The 17,040-nt window shown below is 70.0% G+C and carries 13 protein-coding genes; 9 read left to right on the plus strand and 4 right to left on the minus strand.

Annotated elements, in window-relative coordinates:
* The first annotated feature begins 18 nt into the window (after positions 1-18).
* On the plus strand, positions 19-1,359 hold the full coding sequence (locus D0D37_RS34955) for an MFS transporter (RefSeq protein WP_116204862.1): 1,341 nt from the start codon (positions 19-21) through the stop codon (positions 1,357-1,359).
* Here D0D37_RS34955 and D0D37_RS34960 read toward each other — a convergent pair.
* Positions 1,340-1,879, minus strand: coding sequence for a DUF3515 domain-containing protein (locus D0D37_RS34960; protein WP_116204863.1), 540 nt, complete (start codon positions 1,877-1,879; stop codon positions 1,340-1,342). The two genes, D0D37_RS34955 and D0D37_RS34960, sit on opposite strands and share 20 nt — an antisense overlap.
* A gap of 19 nt (positions 1,880-1,898) precedes the next feature.
* On the minus strand, positions 1,899-2,132 hold the full coding sequence (locus tag D0D37_RS34965) for an Lrp/AsnC ligand binding domain-containing protein (RefSeq protein WP_009074118.1): 234 nt from the start codon (positions 2,130-2,132) through the stop codon (positions 1,899-1,901).
* A 137-nt stretch (positions 2,133-2,269) separates the two neighbouring features.
* On the opposite strand from D0D37_RS34965, the gene D0D37_RS34970 reads away from it, so the two are divergent.
* From D0D37_RS34970 to D0D37_RS34990, 5 genes are all read left to right on the plus strand, one after another.
* Positions 2,270-3,229 carry a thiamine-phosphate kinase gene (locus D0D37_RS34970; protein ID WP_116204864.1) on the plus strand — a complete coding sequence of 320 codons (960 nt, stop codon included), beginning with the start codon at positions 2,270-2,272 and terminating at the stop codon, positions 3,227-3,229.
* Positions 3,230-3,249: 20 nt separating this feature from the next.
* A complete protein-coding gene (locus tag D0D37_RS34975) occupies positions 3,250-3,729 on the plus strand; it encodes a GNAT family N-acetyltransferase (RefSeq protein ID WP_116204865.1) in 480 nt (159 codons plus the stop codon).
* 23 nt (positions 3,730-3,752) lie between these two features.
* Positions 3,753-4,274 (plus strand): gamma carbonic anhydrase family protein, encoded by a 522-nt coding sequence (locus D0D37_RS34980; protein WP_116204866.1) that lies wholly within the window; start codon positions 3,753-3,755, stop codon positions 4,272-4,274.
* 117 nt (positions 4,275-4,391) lie between these two features.
* Positions 4,392-5,069 carry a uracil-DNA glycosylase gene (locus tag D0D37_RS34985; RefSeq protein ID WP_116204867.1) on the plus strand — a complete coding sequence of 226 codons (678 nt, stop codon included), beginning with the start codon at positions 4,392-4,394 and terminating at the stop codon, positions 5,067-5,069.
* Positions 5,070-5,142: 73 nt separating this feature from the next.
* The gene (locus tag D0D37_RS34990; RefSeq protein WP_116204868.1) at positions 5,143-5,931 is read left to right on the plus strand and encodes an alpha/beta fold hydrolase; all 789 of its coding nucleotides are present in this window, start codon (positions 5,143-5,145) and stop codon (positions 5,929-5,931) included.
* Between the two features lie 175 nt (positions 5,932-6,106).
* Here the strand turns inward: D0D37_RS34990 and rpmB are convergent, their stop codons facing one another.
* A complete protein-coding gene (gene rpmB / locus D0D37_RS34995; RefSeq protein WP_009074135.1) occupies positions 6,107-6,298 on the minus strand; it encodes a 50S ribosomal protein L28 in 192 nt (63 codons plus the stop codon).
* 134 nt (positions 6,299-6,432) lie between these two features.
* On the opposite strand from rpmB, the gene D0D37_RS35000 reads away from it, so the two are divergent.
* Both D0D37_RS35000 and recG read left to right on the plus strand, forming a co-directional pair.
* Complete coding sequence (locus D0D37_RS35000; RefSeq protein WP_116204869.1) at positions 6,433-8,019, plus strand: DAK2 domain-containing protein; 1,587 nt, start codon at positions 6,433-6,435, stop codon at positions 8,017-8,019.
* 2 nt (positions 8,020-8,021) lie between these two features.
* Positions 8,022-10,175 carry an ATP-dependent DNA helicase RecG gene (gene recG, locus D0D37_RS35005; protein WP_116204870.1) on the plus strand — a complete coding sequence of 718 codons (2,154 nt, stop codon included), beginning with the start codon at positions 8,022-8,024 and terminating at the stop codon, positions 10,173-10,175.
* Between the two features lie 113 nt (positions 10,176-10,288).
* On the opposite strand, the gene D0D37_RS46935 is transcribed toward recG, so the two are convergent.
* The gene (locus D0D37_RS46935; RefSeq protein WP_162834616.1) at positions 10,289-15,619 is read right to left on the minus strand and encodes an RHS repeat-associated core domain-containing protein; all 5,331 of its coding nucleotides are present in this window, start codon (positions 15,617-15,619) and stop codon (positions 10,289-10,291) included.
* A 311-nt stretch (positions 15,620-15,930) separates the two neighbouring features.
* Here D0D37_RS46935 and D0D37_RS35040 point away from each other — a divergent pair, with 311 nt between their 5' ends.
* Positions 15,931-16,458 (plus strand): GNAT family N-acetyltransferase, encoded by a 528-nt coding sequence (locus D0D37_RS35040; protein WP_244223788.1) that lies wholly within the window; start codon positions 15,931-15,933, stop codon positions 16,456-16,458.
* Positions 16,459-17,040: the final 582 nt, after the last annotated feature.

Genomic DNA, 17,040 nt, shown 5'->3' on the forward strand with positions numbered 1-17,040 from the left:
CCGGACGGACACCCGCGCGTGCAGATCGCATCCCGGCTCGACCGGCTCCCGGTCACCCGCCGGCACCGGTATTTCGTCGCGGTGGTCGGCATCGCGACCTTCTTCGACCTCTACGACCTGTTCCTCGCCGCGACCATCAGCACCGTCCTCACCAAAGAGTTCGGCGTCACCCCGACGACGCTGAAGTACGTCCTGGCGTCGGCGTTCGTCGGCGCGTTCGTGGGTGCGGTGTTCCTCGGCAGGCTGGCCGACCGCTTCGGTCGGCGGCGCGCGTTCCTGCTCACGCTGGGCCTGTACTCGGTGTTCACGCTGCTCGGCGCGTTCAGCACCGACGTGTGGATGCTGGTGGTCTGCCGCTTCATCGCCGGGATCGGCATCGGCGCGGAACTGCCGGTCGCCGACGCCTATCTCGCCGACCTGCTGCCCGCTCGCGCCCGTGGTCGCGCGACAGCCTGGGCTTACACGATCGGCTTCTGCGGTGTCCCTGCCGCCGGTTTCCTCGCCCGTGCGCTCGCCGGTCACGCGCCGCTCGGCGTCGACGGCTGGCGCTGGCTTTTCGTCATCGGCGCGCTCGGTGCGGCGGTCGTCTGGGCCCTGCGGTTCACGCTGCCGGAATCGCCGCGTTGGCTTGCCGCACAAGGCAGAATCGGCGAAGCGGACGAGATCGTGCGCAAGCTCGAAGCGAGCGCGCCGCAGCCGTTGCCCGAACCAGAGCCGGAACCGCCCGCGCCCGAACCGGTGCGCGCGTCCGCGTTGCTGCGTCCGCCGTGGTTCCGTCGCACGGCGATGCTGTACATCTTCCAGCTGCTGCAGTCGTTCGGCTACTACGGTTTCGGCTCGCTGGTGCCGATTGTGCTGGCGGCCAAGGGTTTCGGCCTCGTCAGCTCGCTGACCTTCGCCGCGCTCACCTTCCTCGGCTATCCGATCGGCTCCGCGCTGTCCATCCCGATCATCGAACGGCTCGAACGCAAGTGGCTGATCGTCGCGAGCGCGGCGGCGATGGCGGTGTTCGGGCTGGCCTTCGGTTACGCCACGTCCGGCGTGCTGATCGCGGTGTTCGGGTTCTGCTACACCGCTGTCAGCAACGTCTTCTCCAATGCCTTCCACACCTATCAGGGCGAACTGTTCCCGACGTCGCTGCGCGGCACCGCGGCCGGTTCGGCTTACGCGCTGTCCCGGCTCGCGACAGCCGCGATGCCGTTCGTGCTGCTGCCGGTCCTGCATTCGGCAGGCGCGACAACGATGTTCGCCGTGGTCGCGGGCGCGATGGTGCTGCTGATGATCGACGTGGCGGTGCTCGGGCCGCGCACCACCGGCGAATCGCTGGAGACGATCGCGGCTAGAACTTCAAGGGCTTGACCGGCAGCTTCGCCGCGATCGCGTCCGAAATGGTCTGCAGCGGACCCGTTCCCGCGCTCGCCGGGACGGTCAGCGCCAGGTAGACCGGCCGGTCGACCGCGTACCAGGTGGCCGAATCGCCCTGCTCGATCTGCAGCCACTGGACCTTGTTGACTACGCGCAGCGGCGAGGTCTGGGTGAGGTCCGGCGGGCGTTCGAGGCCGCAGCGCAGCACGACCGGATCCGGGTCGCCCCACGCGACGGTGGCCTTCGGCGCGGGCTCGGCGAGCGTGCGCGGCGACAGTTCCTTGCCGTTCGACGTGAGCGTGGCCGGGATCCTGGCGATCAGCTTCGCGCAGTCCGCCGACCCGGCCTGCGGCGCGGGAACGGAAACGAGGGCGAGCGGCTGGTTCGGGTCGGGCTGCCCGGAGGAGCTCTTCGTCAGCGCGACGACCGCGACCGCGACCGCCAGCGCGGCCACGAGCAACGACGCGGTGACGAGGACGACCTTCGGAGGAGCCCCGGTGTCGGTGTCTGCCACCGCCTCAGTGGACCACGGCTCAGAGATGGACGACCGGGCAGGTCAGCGTGCGCGTGATCCCTTCCACGTTCTGCACGCGGGCGACGACGAGCTGGCCGAGCTGGTCCACAGTGTCCGCCGCGGCGCGCACGATCACGTCGTACGGGCCGGTGACGTCCTCGGAGCTGGTCACGCCCGGGACCCCGGCGATCTCCGCAGCCACCGCGGCCGCCTTGCCGACCTCGGTCTGGATGAGGATGTATGCGTGGACCACGGCGTGCCCTTTCGTCGGTGGCGAGCGAGTCGAGGTAGGAACGGTGTAGGCAACGTAGCGCCAGCCCTGGGAAAAACCTAGGGGATCCGATAGTCGGTGGCCGATCCGACACCGGCGAGGGAAACAGGAGGTGACCGGTGTCACCGGACGAGCACTCGGTGGCCGCGACAGGCGAGTTCGGCCTGATCCGGCGGGTCACCGAAGGACGCGAGCAGCCCGCGTCGACATTGCTGGGCCCCGGCGACGACGCGGCGGTTCTCGCCGCGCCGGACGGCCGCGTGGTCGTGACGACCGACGTGCTGGTGCACGGCGTGCATTTCCGGCTCGACTGGTCGAGCCCGGAGCAGGCCGGGCGCAAGGCGGTCGCGGTGAACCTGTCCGACATCGCGGCGATGGGCGCGAAACCGACGTCGGTGGTCGTCGGGCTCGCCTGCCCGGCGGACACCCCGGCGCGGGTCGTGACCGAGATCATGGACGGCATGTGGGCCGAGGCGAAGGCGGCGGGCATCGGAGTGTCCGGCGGCGACCTCGTCAGCGCGGACCAGCTCGTGATCAGCGTCACCGCATTGGGCGACCTTGAAGACCGCGAACCGGTGACCCGCTCCGGCGCGCGCCCCGGCGACGTGCTCGCGGTGTGCGGACGGCTCGGCTGGGCCGCGGCCGGGCTCGCGGTGCTGCGCCGCGGATTCCGGTCGCCGGTCGGAGTGGTGAACACGCAGCGCTGCCCGGAACCGCCGTACGCGGCCGGTCCGCAAGCCGCGCTCGCCGGCGCGACGGCGATGATGGACGTGTCCGACGGCCTGCTCGCCGATCTCGCGCACCTCGCTGCCGCGTCCGAGGTCGGGCTTGACGTGCAGACTTCCTTGCTCGAAGTGTCGACGCGGCTCAAGGAGGTCGGCAGTGCGCTGGGCGCGGACCCGCTGCAGTGGGTGCTGACCGGCGGCGAGGACCACGCGCTGGTCGCGACGTTCCCGCCGTTCGACGACCTGCCCGAGGGCTGGCGCAAGATCGGCGTGGTGACCATGCCCGGCTCCGGGGTCACTGTGGACGGCAGGGAGTTCGACCAGCAAGGCGGCTGGGAGCACTGGCAGCAGTAATCCTTCATTAGGCTGATCGCGTGGACATCCGTGTCGTCGACTTCGACCATCCTGACGCCGTCAAGCTGATGGCCGAAATCCAGCTGGAATACGTGCGCCGCTACGGCGGCGAGGACGAGACCCCGATGGACCCCGCGGAGTTCGCGCCGCCGCGGGGCCTGTTTCTGGTCGGGTACCTCGACAACGTGCCGGTGGCGTCCGGCGCTTGGCGCGCGCACGACGGTCCCGCGCCGACGTTCCGGCCCGGCGATGTCGAGATAAAGCGGATGTACGTGGCGGAATCCGCACGAGGACGCGGTCTGGCACGGGCGATGCTCGCCGAACTGGAGCGCTCCGCGGTCGCCGCCGGACGGAAGCGGGTCGTGCTGGAGACGGGCACCGAACAGCCGGAAGCGATCGGCCTCTACCGTTCGTCGGGCTACGTCGAGATCCCGGCCTTCGGCTATCACCTGGACATGCCCCACAGCCGGTATTACGGCAGGGATCTCGTTCACGACTGACCACTGACGACCCGGAGGCGGCTTTGGCCATCTACGCACTCGGCGACCTGGTCCCGACCATCCACCCGGACGCCTACGTCCATCCCGACGCCACGGTGATCGGCGATGTCCGGATCGGGCCGCGCGCGTCGGTCTGGCCGCAGACGGTGCTGCGCGGCGACCACGGGTACATCGAGATCGGCGAACGTTCGAACGTGCAGGACGGCTGCGTCGTCCACTGCACCGCGCGGCATCCGACGATCGTGGGCCCGTCGTCGGCGGTCGGGCACGCGGTGCACATCGAGGGCGCGACGATCGGCACCGGCTGCCTGATCGCGTCGGGTTCGGTGGTGCTGAACGGAAGCGTGATCGAGGACGGCGGCATGGTCGGCGCGGGCGCGGTGCTGTCGTACGAATCGACCGTCGGCACCGGCGAGATCGCGCTGGGAGTTCCGGCGAAAACGCGGCCGAACAAGTCGTTTTCCGAAGACCAGATCGCCGCGGTAGTGGATTCCTACGTCCGGCGCGGAGCCCGGTTCCGGGCCGAGTTGCGCCGCCTGGACTAGGTCCGTGAAGGACTCCTTGAGGGAATCTGATTCCCTCAAGGAGTCCTTCACGGACAGTTCGCCGGAGCGTGGACCCGCCCCGGTGACCTCGGGCACGTGCCGCTAGGCTCGCGGGCCGTGACTGGACGACCGCTGGACGAAATCGTCGAAGCCGGCTGGGCGAAAGCCCTTGAACCAGTGGCCCCGCAGGTCGCCGCGATGGGGGAGTTCCTCCGCGCCGAGATCGCCGCGGGCCGCACCTATCTTCCCGCGGGCGAGCACGTGCTGCGCGCGTTCAAGCAGCCGTTCGACGACGTCCGCGTGCTGATCGTCGGCCAGGACCCGTACCCGACTCCCGGGCACGCGGTCGGGCTGAGCTTTTCGGTGGCCCCGGACGTGCGGCCGATCCCGAAGAGCCTGATCAACATCTACCAGGAGTACTGCGAGGACCTCGGCCACCCGACGCCCGCCAACGGCGACTTGACCCCGTGGGCGGAGCAGGGCGTGCTGCTGCTGAACCGGTCGCTCACCGTGCAGCCGCACAAGTCCAACTCGCACCAGGGCAAGGGCTGGGAGCAGGTCACCGAGCAGGCGATCAAGGCGCTCGCCGCGCGCGGCGGACCGCTGGTGGCGATCCTGTGGGGCCGCAACGCGCGGAACCTGCGGCCGATGCTCGGCGACGTGCCGTGCATCGAATCGGCGCACCCGAGCCCGCTTTCGGCGCGCAACGGCTTCTTCGGGTCGCGTCCGTTCAGCCGGACGAACCAGCTGCTGACCCAGCAGGGCGCGGAACCGCTCGACTGGAAACTTCCCTGACGCGGCGTGTCCAGTTCCGGCGATCGGCGCCGACCACCAGGGTAGGCAACGACTGAAACCCTGGAGGAAAGCCATGACCGCCACCGCCACGTCCGCAGACGGCACCCCCATCGCCTTCGACACCTACGGCTCGGGCTCGCCGGTGCTGCTGGTCGGCGGCGCGGTGAACGACCGAACGACCGTCGCTGCCCTGGCCGCCGTGCTCGCGGACTCCGGCTTCACCGCGATCGCCTACGACCGGCGAGGCCGCGGCGACAGCGGCGACGCGCCGGTCTACGCGGTCGAGCGCGAGATCGACGACCTCGAGGTGCTGATCGAAGCCGTCGGCGGGTCAGCGGCGGTGTTCGGCCACTCGTCCGGCGCGATCCTGGCCCTGGAAGCGGCGGCGCGCGGCCTGCCGATCACGAAGGTGGCGGTGTACGAACCGCCGTTCATCGGCGACGACCGCCCGCGTCCCGCCGAGGACCTGGTCGACCGGGTGAGTGCCTGCCTCGCCGACGGCGACCGGGACGGCGCGGTCGAGTTGTTCCTGGTCGAGGGCACCGGGACCCCGGCGGAGATCGTGGAGTCGATGAAGGCCGCGCCGGTGTGGGGCTGGTTCGTCGGGCTGGCGCACACGCTGCCCTACGACCTGACCGTCTGCGGCCGCGGCAACCACCTGCCGACGGACCGGCTGGCCGCGGTCACCGTGCCCGTGCTGTCGCTGTCGGGTGGTGCGGGAGAGGCGTGGATGACGTCGTCGGCCAAGGCGGTCGCGGCTGCTGTCGCGCACGGACGCTACGAAGAGGTCCCGGGGCAGGACCACGGGGTGCTGAACGCGCCGGAGTCCCTGCGGGGTGTCCTGACGGACTTCCTGCGGTGACGAAAGGGGGCGGGTGCTACGGCACTCGCCCCTTCGATTCCCAGGTGACCCAACGCGGGGGTCCAGGGGGCTTGCCCCCTGGCGGGGGCCCCGGGGGTTCGACCCCCGGAAGACACCTGAGCGCAGAAAAATGGCGAGTGCTCTCCACGAGCACTCGCCACCCTGAAATCTGCGCTCAGCCGCGGACGACCTTGCCAGCCTTGATGCACGAGGTGCAGGCGTTCAGGCGCTTGCGCTGGGACACGCCGACCTTCGCGTGCACAACCTGGATGTTCGGGTTCCACCGGCGGTTGGTACGCCGGTGGGAGTGCGAGACCGACTTGCCGAAGCCGGGTCCCTTGCCACAGACGTCGCACACGGCAGCCACGTCGAACTCCTCTGGATATGGGACAAAGAATGCGCGCCTGAACTTGCCAGGCAACTCGACCATAGTAACGAGTGGTCTCGGGGCCCTTGCCGCGGGGTCGTTACCCTCGCGGGGACCGGCTAGGAGGTTACGGGGTGCGGGTGCTGGACGCGGCGGCGGTATCGAGCTGGGCGGCGGCTTCTGTGCGCAGCTTGGACAGACTGCGCGCGGCCATCGACGGCATCAACGTCTACCCGGTCGCGGACTCCGATACCGGCTCCAACCTGCTGTACACGATGACCGGCGCGCACGAGGCGCTCACCAGCGCGGAACCGGCCGACGCGGCTGAGGCGCTGGCTGTCCTGGCGCGCGGGGCGGTGGCGCACGCGCGGGGCAACTCGGGCGTGATCCTGTCCCAGGTCGTGCGCGGGATGGCCGACTGGGCGGCGGACGGCGGGGACCTCGACGGTGCCGGTCTCGCCGCCGCGCTCGGCCACGCGGATCAGGCCGCTACGGGCGCGGTCAGCAGGCCGGTCGCCGGGACGATGCTGACTGTCCTGCATACCGTCGCCGCAGCAGTCCGGGGGACGACGCGGACGTTGCCTGAGGTCGCGCGCGAGGTCGTCACCGTGGCTGCGGCGGCGTTGGAGGAGACGCCCAAGCAGTTGCCCGCGCTGGCCAAGGCCGGGGTCGTCGACGCCGGGGGCCGCGGGCTGGTCGCGGTGCTCGACGCGCTGGCCGGCGTGATCACTGGCGAGACCGTAGAACCCGGGCACGACCTGCAGGCGGTCGCTTCGCTGCCGGAGCAGGTGCCGTACGCGTGGGAGGTCATGTACTTGCTGGACGAGGTCGACGAGGCCCGGCTGCCGGCGTTGCGTAAGGAACTGAGCGGGTTCGGCGACAGCGTCACCGTGGCCGGCGACGGGTCGGGCAGCCACGCGGTGCACGTCCATTGCGCGGACATCGGCGCGGCCATCGAAGCCGGGCTGCAGCTGGGCAAGCCGCGGCAGATCCGGGTCGAACCGCTGATCACGCCGACGCCGATCGAATGGGGCTCCTCGATCGACCGGTCGGTGGTCGCGGTGGTGCGCGGCGGCGGGCTCGCCGAGTTGCTGCGGGCCGAGGGCGTCGCGGTGCTGGCGGTGCCGGACGGCGAGCTTCCCAGCGTCGAGGACATGATCGGGCTGTTCAACGAGGCGGCCGGACAGCACCTGAGCGTGCTGCCGGGCGGTCCGGATCTCACCGCGGCCGCCGACACCGCCGCCGGGCATCCGATGGCGGGCGAGCGCGACGTCGTGGTGATCCCGTGCTCGTCGCCGGTGCAGGTGCTGGCCGCGCTCGCGGTGCACGACGGCGGGCGCCGGGTCAACGACGACGTCGTCGCGATGGCCGAGGCGGCGGGCGCGACCAGGCGTGGCGAGCTGCGGATCGCCCGGGAAGAGTCGCTAACCTGGGTGGGCCGGGCCCAGTCCGGCGACGTGATCGGTCTGGTCGACGACGAGGTGGTGCTGATCGAACCCGCCCCGGCGTCGGCGACGAATCTCGTCGCGGCCGCGGTCAGCGTGCTCAACCGGATGCTGGGGCTCGGCGGCGAGCTGGTCACCGTCCTGAGCGGGGCGGACGCTCCGCCGAGCGTGGCCGCGGAACTCGCCGAGCAACTGCGGCTGGAGCACCCTGAGGTGGAGTTGACGAGTTACGCCGGCGGTCAAAGCGACGCTGTGCTGCTGATGGGGGTCGAATAATCATGGCCGGGCTTCGCGACAAGCTCCCGCTGCTGCTGGGCGCGAAAACGGCGAAGGCGCTCTCGAGTTCGCTCGACATCGAGACGGTTTCCGATCTGCTGCGCCACTATCCGCGCCGCTACGCCGAACGCGGCGAGCTGACCGACATCGCCGGGCTGGAGCTGGGCGAGCACGCGACCGTGCTGGCGCGGATCGAGAAGATCAGCAAGCGCCGGATGAAATCCCGCAACGGCACCATCCTCGACATGGTGATCACCGACGGCAAGCGACGGCTCGCGTGCGCGTTCTTCAACCAGGCGTGGCGCGAGAAGGACCTGGCCCCCGGCAAGACCGGGCTGTTCGCGGGCAAGGTCACCGCGTTCCGGGACACGCTGCAGCTGGCCAACCCGGAGTACGAACTGCTCGACGCCGAACGCGAGGCCGAGGCGGTCGACAACTTCCTCGCCGAGATCATCCCGGTTTACCCGGCGGCGCAAGGCATGCCGACCTGGTCGATCGCCAAATGCGTGCGGCAGGTGCTGGACGTGCTGGAGGTCGGCGAGGACCCGATGCCCGACGAACTGCTCAAGCGGCACGGGCTGCCCGGGCTGGAGCGGGCGTTGCGCGGCATCCACCGGCCGGAGGACTGGGCGCACCTGGAATCGTCGCGGCACCGGCTCAAGTGGGACGAAGCGATGGCCGTGCAGCTGATTTTCGCGCAGCGACGGCATTCCGCGGTGTCGCGTCCGGCGAAGGCGAGCCCGCACATCGACGGCGGACTTCTCGACGCCTTCGACAAGCGCCTGCCGTTCGACCTCACCGCGGGCCAGCGCGCGATCGGCGACGAGATCGCTGCCGACATGTCGTCCGAGCACCCGATGAACCGGTTGCTGCAGGGTGAAGTCGGGTCCGGCAAGACTGTGGTCGCGCTGCGGGCGATGCTGCAGGCCGTCGACTCCGGACGGCAGGCGGCGATGCTCGCGCCCACCGAGGTCTTGGCCGCGCAGCACGCGCGCTCGCTGCGCGAGATGCTCGGCGACATCGGCATGGCGGGCGAGCTTGGCGCGGCCGAGAACGCCACCCGGATCACGCTTCTCACCGGGTCGATGGGCGCGAAGGAACGCAAGAAAGCGTTGCTGGAGACGGTAAGCGGCGAGGCGGGCATCGTCGTCGGCACGCACGCGCTGATCCAGGACACCGTGCAGTTCGCCGATCTCGGACTCGTGGTCGTGGACGAACAGCACCGGTTCGGCGTCGAGCAACGGGATGCTCTGCGGTCCCGGGGCGCCGATTCGACGAGCCCGCACGTGCTGGTCATGACGGCGACGCCGATCCCGCGCACGGTCGCCATGACGGTCTACGGCGACCTGGAAATCTCGGCGCTGCGCGAAATGCCGGTCGGCCGCTCGCCGATCAAGACGACGGTCGTGCCGGTCGCGGAGAAGCCCGCGTGGTTCGACCGGGTGTGGCAGCGGGTCAGCGAGGAAGTCGGCAAGGGCCACCAGGCGTACGTGGTGTGCCCGCGGATCGGCGACGAACCGCCGTCGGACAAGAGCGACAAACGGCCGCCGCTCGCGGTGCTGGACGTCGCGCCGGATCTTGCCAACGGCGCGTTGAAGGGCTTGAAGATCGCCGCCCTGCACGGCCGGATGCCGACCGACGAGAAGGACGCCGTCATGCAGGCGTTCGGCGCGGGGAAGGTCGAGGTTCTGGTCGCGACGACCGTGGTCGAGGTCGGCGTGAACGTCCCCAACGCGACGGCGATGGTCATCCTCGACGCCGACCGCTTCGGCGTGAGCCAGCTGCACCAGCTGCGCGGCCGCGTCGGGCGGGGGAGCGTGCCCGGATTGTGCTTGCTGGTGACGGAAACCCTGGACGGGACTTCGACGCGCGAACGGCTGGCCGCCGTCGAGTCCACAACGGACGGTTTCGAACTGTCCCGTTTGGACTTGGAGCTGCGCCGGGAGGGCGACATTCTCGGTGCGGCCCAGTCGGGCAAGCGGTCCGGGCTGAAGCTGCTGTCGCTGCTGCGGGACGAGGACCTGATCACCGGGGCGCGGGCGCAGGCACAGGAGATCGTGACGAGCGATCCGGAGCTGGCCTCGCTGCCGGGGCTGGCGCAGATGGTGGCCGACGTGGTGGACCTGGAACGCGCGGAGTACCTCGAGAAGAGCTGAGCGCCGCGGCGGTCGTTCGGCCGGGTGTGGCGCCGTTGGCGGGAGGCGTGGCCCGGGGGTTCTCCCGGGCCACGCCTTTTCGCTGAGCTGCCGCTGCGGGTTTTCTCGGGGCGTCAGGCGTCGTAGATGTCGTCGTCGGAGTCGTAGCCGTGGTTCCTTCGGCTGCCGCTGCCGCCGCTGTATCCGCCGCCGTAACTACCGCTGCCACCGCTGTATCCGCCGCCGTAACTACCGCTGCCACCGCTGTAGCCGCCGCTGTATCCGCCACCGTGACTGCTGTATCCGCCGCTGCCACCGCTGTAGCCGCCGCTATACCCGCCACCATGGCTGCTGTATCCGCCGCCATAGCTGCCGCTGGATCCGCCGCCGTGGCTGCTGCTGCCACCGCCATAGCCGCCGCCGTAGCTGCTGCCGCCGTACCCGCCGCTGTATCCGCCACCGTGACTGCTGTATCCGCCGCTGTAACTGCTGCTGTACCCGCCACCGTGGCTGCTGGAACTGCCGCCGTACCCGCCGCCGTAACTGCCGCTGCCGCCGCTGTATCCGCCGCCGTGGCTGCTGGAACCGCCGCCGTACCCACCGCTGTACCCGCCGCCATGGCTGCTGTACCCGCCGCCGTACCCGCCGCTGTACCCGCCGCCGGACGACCCGCCGTGGCCGCCGGAGGAGCTGCTCGGCTTGGGTTTCACCACGTTCCAGTCGGCGTCCGGATTGCCGACGTAGCCGGGATGGTTCGGGTCCCAGTAGACCCGGTTGCCGTGCTGCGGGTTCGGGGCGCCGAATTTGGGTTCCTTGGACCCGCTCGCGGCCGACGCGCCCGCCGGTTCGAGGTGTTTGAAGATCCGGACGTCGGAGTTGTGCGCGAAGTTCTGGTCGGGAGTCTGGTGGATGCCGGTCTGGTTGAAATGGGTTCCGGCCGACGGGCTGTGGCCCATCACGACATTGCTGTGGCCCCGGACGATGCCGGTCGGGTTGCCCTGGAAGTCGTGCGTCTGGTAGCGCCGCTTCGGGTCCATGTACCACTTCGTGTCGTCGCCGCGCTTGCGGAACTTCGGCGGCGGCGAAACCGCGTTCCGCTCGAACAGCGGCCGCATCTTGGAGTGCCGGTGCGACAGGTTCTTGTAGCCGTAGTGCTCGCGCCTGCGCGCGCCGGCCGCGACGGTGGGCGGTCCCTCCTGGTAGACCCGTCCGCCGGGGGACCGCATCCGCCGCTCCCCGTTCGGGCCGGGGCTCGGGTCGCGGGTGCGGCCCCGGCCGCGCTGGGAACCGCCGCCGGAGCCCTGTCCGCCGGAACCGCCGCGGGGGGTGTTGCAGGACCCCCCGACGAGGCCGAGCGGGTCGACCGAGACGTGCGGGTTGCTGACGTAGGCGTGCGGGTCCAGTCCGCCGCCGAGCCCGAGCGGGTCCGGGCTGAGGTACCGGGCGAGCACCGGGTCGTAGTACCGGTGGAAGTTGTAGTGCAGCCCGGTTTCCTCGTCGAAGTACTGGCCCTGGAACCGGAGCGGGATCCCGGTTTCGCCGGACTGGTCGACCACGACGCCGAACAGGCTGCTGCGGGCCTGCCAGGCGATCTCGCCGCGGTCGTCGAGCAGTTCGGTCGGCGTGCCGGACGGTTCGGCCACGATGGCGAAGAACTGCTCGTCGACGCGTTTCTGGTCCGCGGAACCGGTGCGCCGGCGCTGCAGCAGCGGCACGAAGGTCCCCGGTTCGTAGTCCCACACCGTGGTTTCGGCGGCTGCCGGGCCGGAACTGGTTGCCTCGGCGAGTGTTTCGCCGTCCCACGCGAACTCGACGCGTTCGAGCAGAGTCGTCCCGTCGGAGGCGAAGTGTTCCTTGCGGATCCGGCGGCCCAGCGGGTCGTAGGTGTAGCGCCAGGTCGTGGCGTCCGGGACCTCGACCGCGACGAGCCGGTTCAGCGGGCCCCAGGTGTAGGTCCAGGTCCGTCCGTCCTCGTGCCGGCGGGTGCGCATCCGGCCGGCCTGGTCGTAGGTGTAGCGGACGCCGCCCGCCTCGGTGATCACCGAAGCGGGTCCGGCCCGCCTGCCGCGCCGGTCCTCTTCCTCGGGAGCCGGCCAGTCGGCGTCGACGAGCCGTCCGGTCGGGTCGTAGGCGTACTGCTCGTTCCAGCCCTGGGCGCGCACCGAGATCACCCGGCCCCGGACGTCCATCGCGAGCCAGCGCGACCCGGCGGTCCCGTCGTCGATCCGGTCGGGAAGGCCGTCGGGCCGGTAGTGGTACTGCCGGTCCTGGCCGAATTCGCCGGTCGTGGACCGGACCGTCTGCCGGGCGAGCCGTCCGGCCGGGGTCCAGGAGCGGGCGATCGCGGCGTTCCCGAACGCGCGGAGGGTTTCGCGGCCCGCCCGGTCGTACTCGAACCGGGTGGTCCGGCCCGCGGCGCGCACCGCGGCCGGGGCGCCGGATTCGCTGTATTCCCAGACGCTTTCCGCCCCGGACGGCGTCTGCCGCCGGATCTGGTTGCCCGAGGAGTCGAATTCGGAGCGGACGGTTCGCCCGTTGACCGTCTCCCGGACGATCCGGCTCGCCGCGTCCCGGGTGTACTCGACGCGGGTCGTCCCGTCGTCGAGGGCGACAAGCTCGCCGAGGACGTCGTACTCGAAGCGGGTGCGCAGAGTCCCGGACGGTCCTTCGACGACCTCCTCGACGATGTTGCCGCGCACGTCGCGGCGCAGGGTGACGACTTCGCCTTCCTCGTTGCGGATCTCGGTCAGCTCGCCGGCGGCGTTGTAGGCGTAGGACGAACAAGCCCCGCCGAAATCGGTCTCCCTGGCCAGATTGCCCGCCAGGTCGTACTCGTAGCGCCAGACCTGTCCGTGCTCGTTGGTCACCGCGGTGAGCCGCAGTTCGGTGTCGTAGGAGTATTCGAGCCGGGTGCCGTCCGGCCGGATCTCCGCCGAGACCAGGTCGAAGTGGGTCACTTCCTGCTGGGTGATCGCCGAGGTCGCGTCGGAGTGCAGGCGGTTGTTGCCTTCGCCGTCGTAGCGCCATTCCTCCGTCGACCCGTCCGGCCTGCGGTGCCAGGCGAGCGCGCCGTCGACGGTGTAGCCGAACTCCTCGGCCGCGCCGTTCGGATCGACGATCGCGGAGAGCCTGCCGAAGCAGTCGTAGGAGTAGGCAGTCGTCGCACCGTGGGCGTCGGTGACAGTGATCGGGTTGCCCGCGTCGTCGGACACCACGGTCAGCGTCGAGCCGTTCGGATCGGTGACCGACGCGACGTGGCCCCACTCGTCGTAGGTGTAGCTGGTGGCCCCGCCGCCCGGTTCGACGACGCGGGTCACGTTGCCGCGTTCGTCGTACTCCCACCGGGTTTCGACGCCCGGCGCTTCGACCATGCGGACCGCCTGGCCGAACTCGTTGCGTTCGATGGTCAGTTCCGTGCCGTCCGGCCGCTGGAGGGCGACCAGGTTGTTCATCTCGTCGTAGCGGTAGGTCCGCTGCCTGCCCAGCTCGTCGGTTTCGCCGGCCAGCCGGTCCAGCGCGTCCCATTCGTAGGCGCGCGCCGCGCCCGCCGGGTCGACCTCGCGCACGACCCGGCCGGTTTCGTTCAGGTGGTAGGCACTGCGGCGGCCCAGCGAGTCGACGACGTGGGTGATCCGGGCGGCCAGGTCGTATTCCATGGTGACCGTGAGGCAGTCGCCGGAGCCTTCGGTGCGCACGACCCGGCCCTCGCGGTCGTAGTGGAAGCGGTACCACTCGCCGTTGCGGTCCGTCCACGCGACGATCCGCCCCAGGTTGTCGTAGGCGTAGCGGAAGGGGAGACCGGATTCGTTCGTGATCTCGGTCAGATTGCCGTCGGTGTAGCCGTAGCGGACCAGCGGCACCTCGAGCCCGTCCTCGGTGACCGTGGACAGCCCGGTCACGAATCCGCCTTCGGTGGCGATCCGGATCAGGTGGCCTCCGCTGTGCCGCATCGCGGTCGGCGTGCCGTGCCGGTCGCGCTGGAAGTAGATGTGCTCTTTGCCGCGGCCGCTGATCGAACGGACCGGCCGGACCGGGCCGTTGCCTCGTTCGAAGGTCAGGACCCGCTCGCGTTCGCGGTCTTCGAGGACGAATCCGCCGCCGGGTTCCTCGGCGAGGTACCGCGCGGGCCCGTGCTCGGCGGCGACCCACTGGTCGCCGCGCGGCCGGGGGAACACCTGGACGATCCCGTCCGCGCCGGCGAACCACACCTGGTCCTCGTACACCTCGATCCGCTCGTCCAAAGTGGACACCCAGGCGGGGCCGAGCCAGCCGCCCGCGCGGAACGACGAGAAGTGCGTGCGCTCGAAGACCATCGGCAGCGCGCCGAGGAAGGTCGCGTCGGTCTCGGCCATCACCATCTGGCCGCTCGCGACGTCGACCGGGTCGCCGGTGGTGCAGATGTTGTCGAGGGTGCGCGAGTTCTCGCCCTGTTTGTCGAGCGACCGGGGGCCGCCGCCGTTCCCCCTGGCCCCGCCCGGCGAGGAACTGCCGGAGGCCGACGTGTGGCCGTCCTGCCCGCCGCCGCCGTGCTCGCCGCCGTTTTCGTGGTTGCCGTTCGAGTGGGTGTTCCCAGTGCTGCCGGAGCCGCCGTGGTGTCCGCCGCCCTCGGCTCCGGAGGTGTGCGTGCCTTCGTCCCCGCCTGGGCCGGACCGGGTGCTGTTCCCGGATTTGACGTTGATGTCCTTGGGCGGGTGCGTCGGCGCGCCCTTGCCGCTCTTGAGCCCCTTCAACGCCTTGCCGGCGTCGCCGAACAGCGTCCCGGCCTTCTTCAGCAGCGGGATCAGCGCCTTGAGCGCCTTCACCAGCTTCGTCGTCACCTGCGTGATCTTCGAAGCGGTCTTCGCCACCGCCGACACGACCTGCGGCACCACCCAGGCCATCCCGATCCCGAGCGTGAACAGCACCTGCAACGCCCACGAGATCAAGTGTCCGACCAGATCCGCGATCGTGTCGCGCACCAGAGACCGAACCGCCGCCACGATCTCGCCCGCGGTCTTGACGCCGCTCGCCGCGCCCTCGCTGCCCTTCTGCGCACTGCCGATCAGCGCGGAAGTGTCTTCGGCCTTCTTGCGGTACGTGTCGGCCGCTTCGCCTTGCCAGTCCTGCAGATCCTTCTTGACCAGCTCGGTCAGCTCAGCCGAAACGCTCTCGAGTTCCTTGGCGACATTCGTCCAGGTCTCCGCCTGGGAATTGATCTCGTCCGCCTTGCCGGTCAGCGCGTCGAGCGCCTCCTTGAGCGGCCCGACGTGCTCCATCAACCACCCGACCCCCGCGGCGAAAATCGCGCCGAACGGATCCATCACCGCGGTGAGCACGTCAAGCGCGGTCCCGACCGCCCCGATCGCGACGGCCGCCCAGTTCTTGCTCTCGATCGCGGTCTTGAGTCCGGTCGCGTCCTCCAGCAGAGGAATCCCGGACATCGCGGTCGTGGAGTCCTTCACCGGCGCGATCAACGGGTTGGTCATCGGTTGTCCCATTTCCTGGTACGCACGGGCATGACGAACGAGCGGAGCCTGATCCGCCAATCCGCCGAGGCTATCGGCTGACCGCCGGAGGCACGGCCCGGGCGCGGCGGCGATGCCTGAACTCCCGGAACCCTTGCCCGAACACACTCGCCCGCCGCGGACCCGGCTGCTCACTGGTCGGTTTCAGCACCTTTGCCCGGCTCCGCTCTGGTGACTGTCCTTTGTGGCCACTCCGGTAAACCGGCTGCGGTCACCTGCGCTTTTGTGCTGAACTGCCCGTAGTTGATCGTCGCCGAGCCTCTGGAGGAATGGTGCCCGAACTCGTGATCCGCCCCGCAACCCCGGAGGACGCGTCCGGCATCGCGGCCGTCCACGTAGGTTCCTGGCAAGCGGCCTACGCGGGTTTGCTGCCGGACGAGTTCCTCTCCGGCCTGTCGATCGAAACGCGGGAACAGTTCTGGGCTTCGAGCCTGGCGGACGCGTCTCGGCCGCACACCGTCCTGACGGCAAGCGCTGCTGAGGAGATCACCGGTTTCGCGGTCTTCGGCCCCAGCCGCGACGACGACGCCACTCCTCGGACCGGCGAACTGTCGTCCATCTACCTCCTGCCGTCAGAGTGGGGCCGAGGGATGGGCCGAGCCCTGCACGAGGAATGCGTACGCGGTCTGTCGACCCAGTTCGAGACGGCGACGCTTTGGGTGTTGTCGACGAACACCCGGGCCCGGAAGTTCTATGAACGGGCCGGGTGGGTTGCGGATGGAAAAACCAAGGTAGACACGATGTCCGACGGGGCGGTGACCTTGGAGGAGGTCCGGTACCGGTTGTCCTTGGAGGGCTAGGCTTCGTTGCTTCGTTGCTTCGTTGCTTCGTTGCTTCGTTGCTTCGTTGCTTCGTTGCTTCGTTGCAGTTTGACGGTTGCCTATCTGGGAGGTCGCTCGCCAACCGGTCCATCGCCGCTGAGTGGCGACTGCCTGCTCAGCACGCACCCGATGGAGCATTCGCCGTTTCGCGGCGAAGGCCACGCCAACCCGTCAGCCAGTCCCGCTCCGCTGTCGCCGTTTTGCGGCGAAGGCCACGCCAGCCCGCCAGCCAGCCCCGTTCCGTTTTCGCCGTTTCGCGGCGACTGCTGAGCCAGCCCGTCAGTCAGCCCCGCTCCGCTGTCGCCGTTTCGCGGCGAAGGCCACGCCAGCCCGCCAGCCAGCCCCGTTCCGTTTTCGCCGTTTCGCGGCGACTGCTGAGCGAACCCGTCAGTCAGCCCCGCTCCGCTGTCGCCGTTTCGCGGCGAAGGCCACGCCAGCCCGCCAGCCAGCCCCGTTCCGTTTTCGCCGTTTCGCGGCGACTGCTGAGCGAACCCGTCAGTCAGCCCCTGGCCCCTATACACATCTGCCGCTTCCGACGAATACAGAAGTGTAAGACGCGGA

Source organism: Amycolatopsis circi, from assembly GCF_003385235.1.
Lineage (GTDB): Bacteria > Actinomycetota > Actinomycetes > Mycobacteriales > Pseudonocardiaceae > Amycolatopsis > Amycolatopsis circi.

What these genes read in the sequence shown, in the direction of transcription:
- D0D37_RS46935 (WP_162834616.1), bottom strand. Translation starts at nt 15,619, where the DNA reads ATGACCAACCCGTTGATCGCGCCGGTGAAGGACTCCACGACCGCGATG.
- D0D37_RS34990 (WP_116204868.1), top strand. Translation starts at nt 5,143, where the DNA reads ATGACCGCCACCGCCACGTCCGCAGACGGCACCCCCATCGCCTTCGAC.
- recG (WP_116204870.1), top strand. Translation starts at nt 8,022, where the DNA reads ATGGCCGGGCTTCGCGACAAGCTCCCGCTGCTGCTGGGCGCGAAAACG.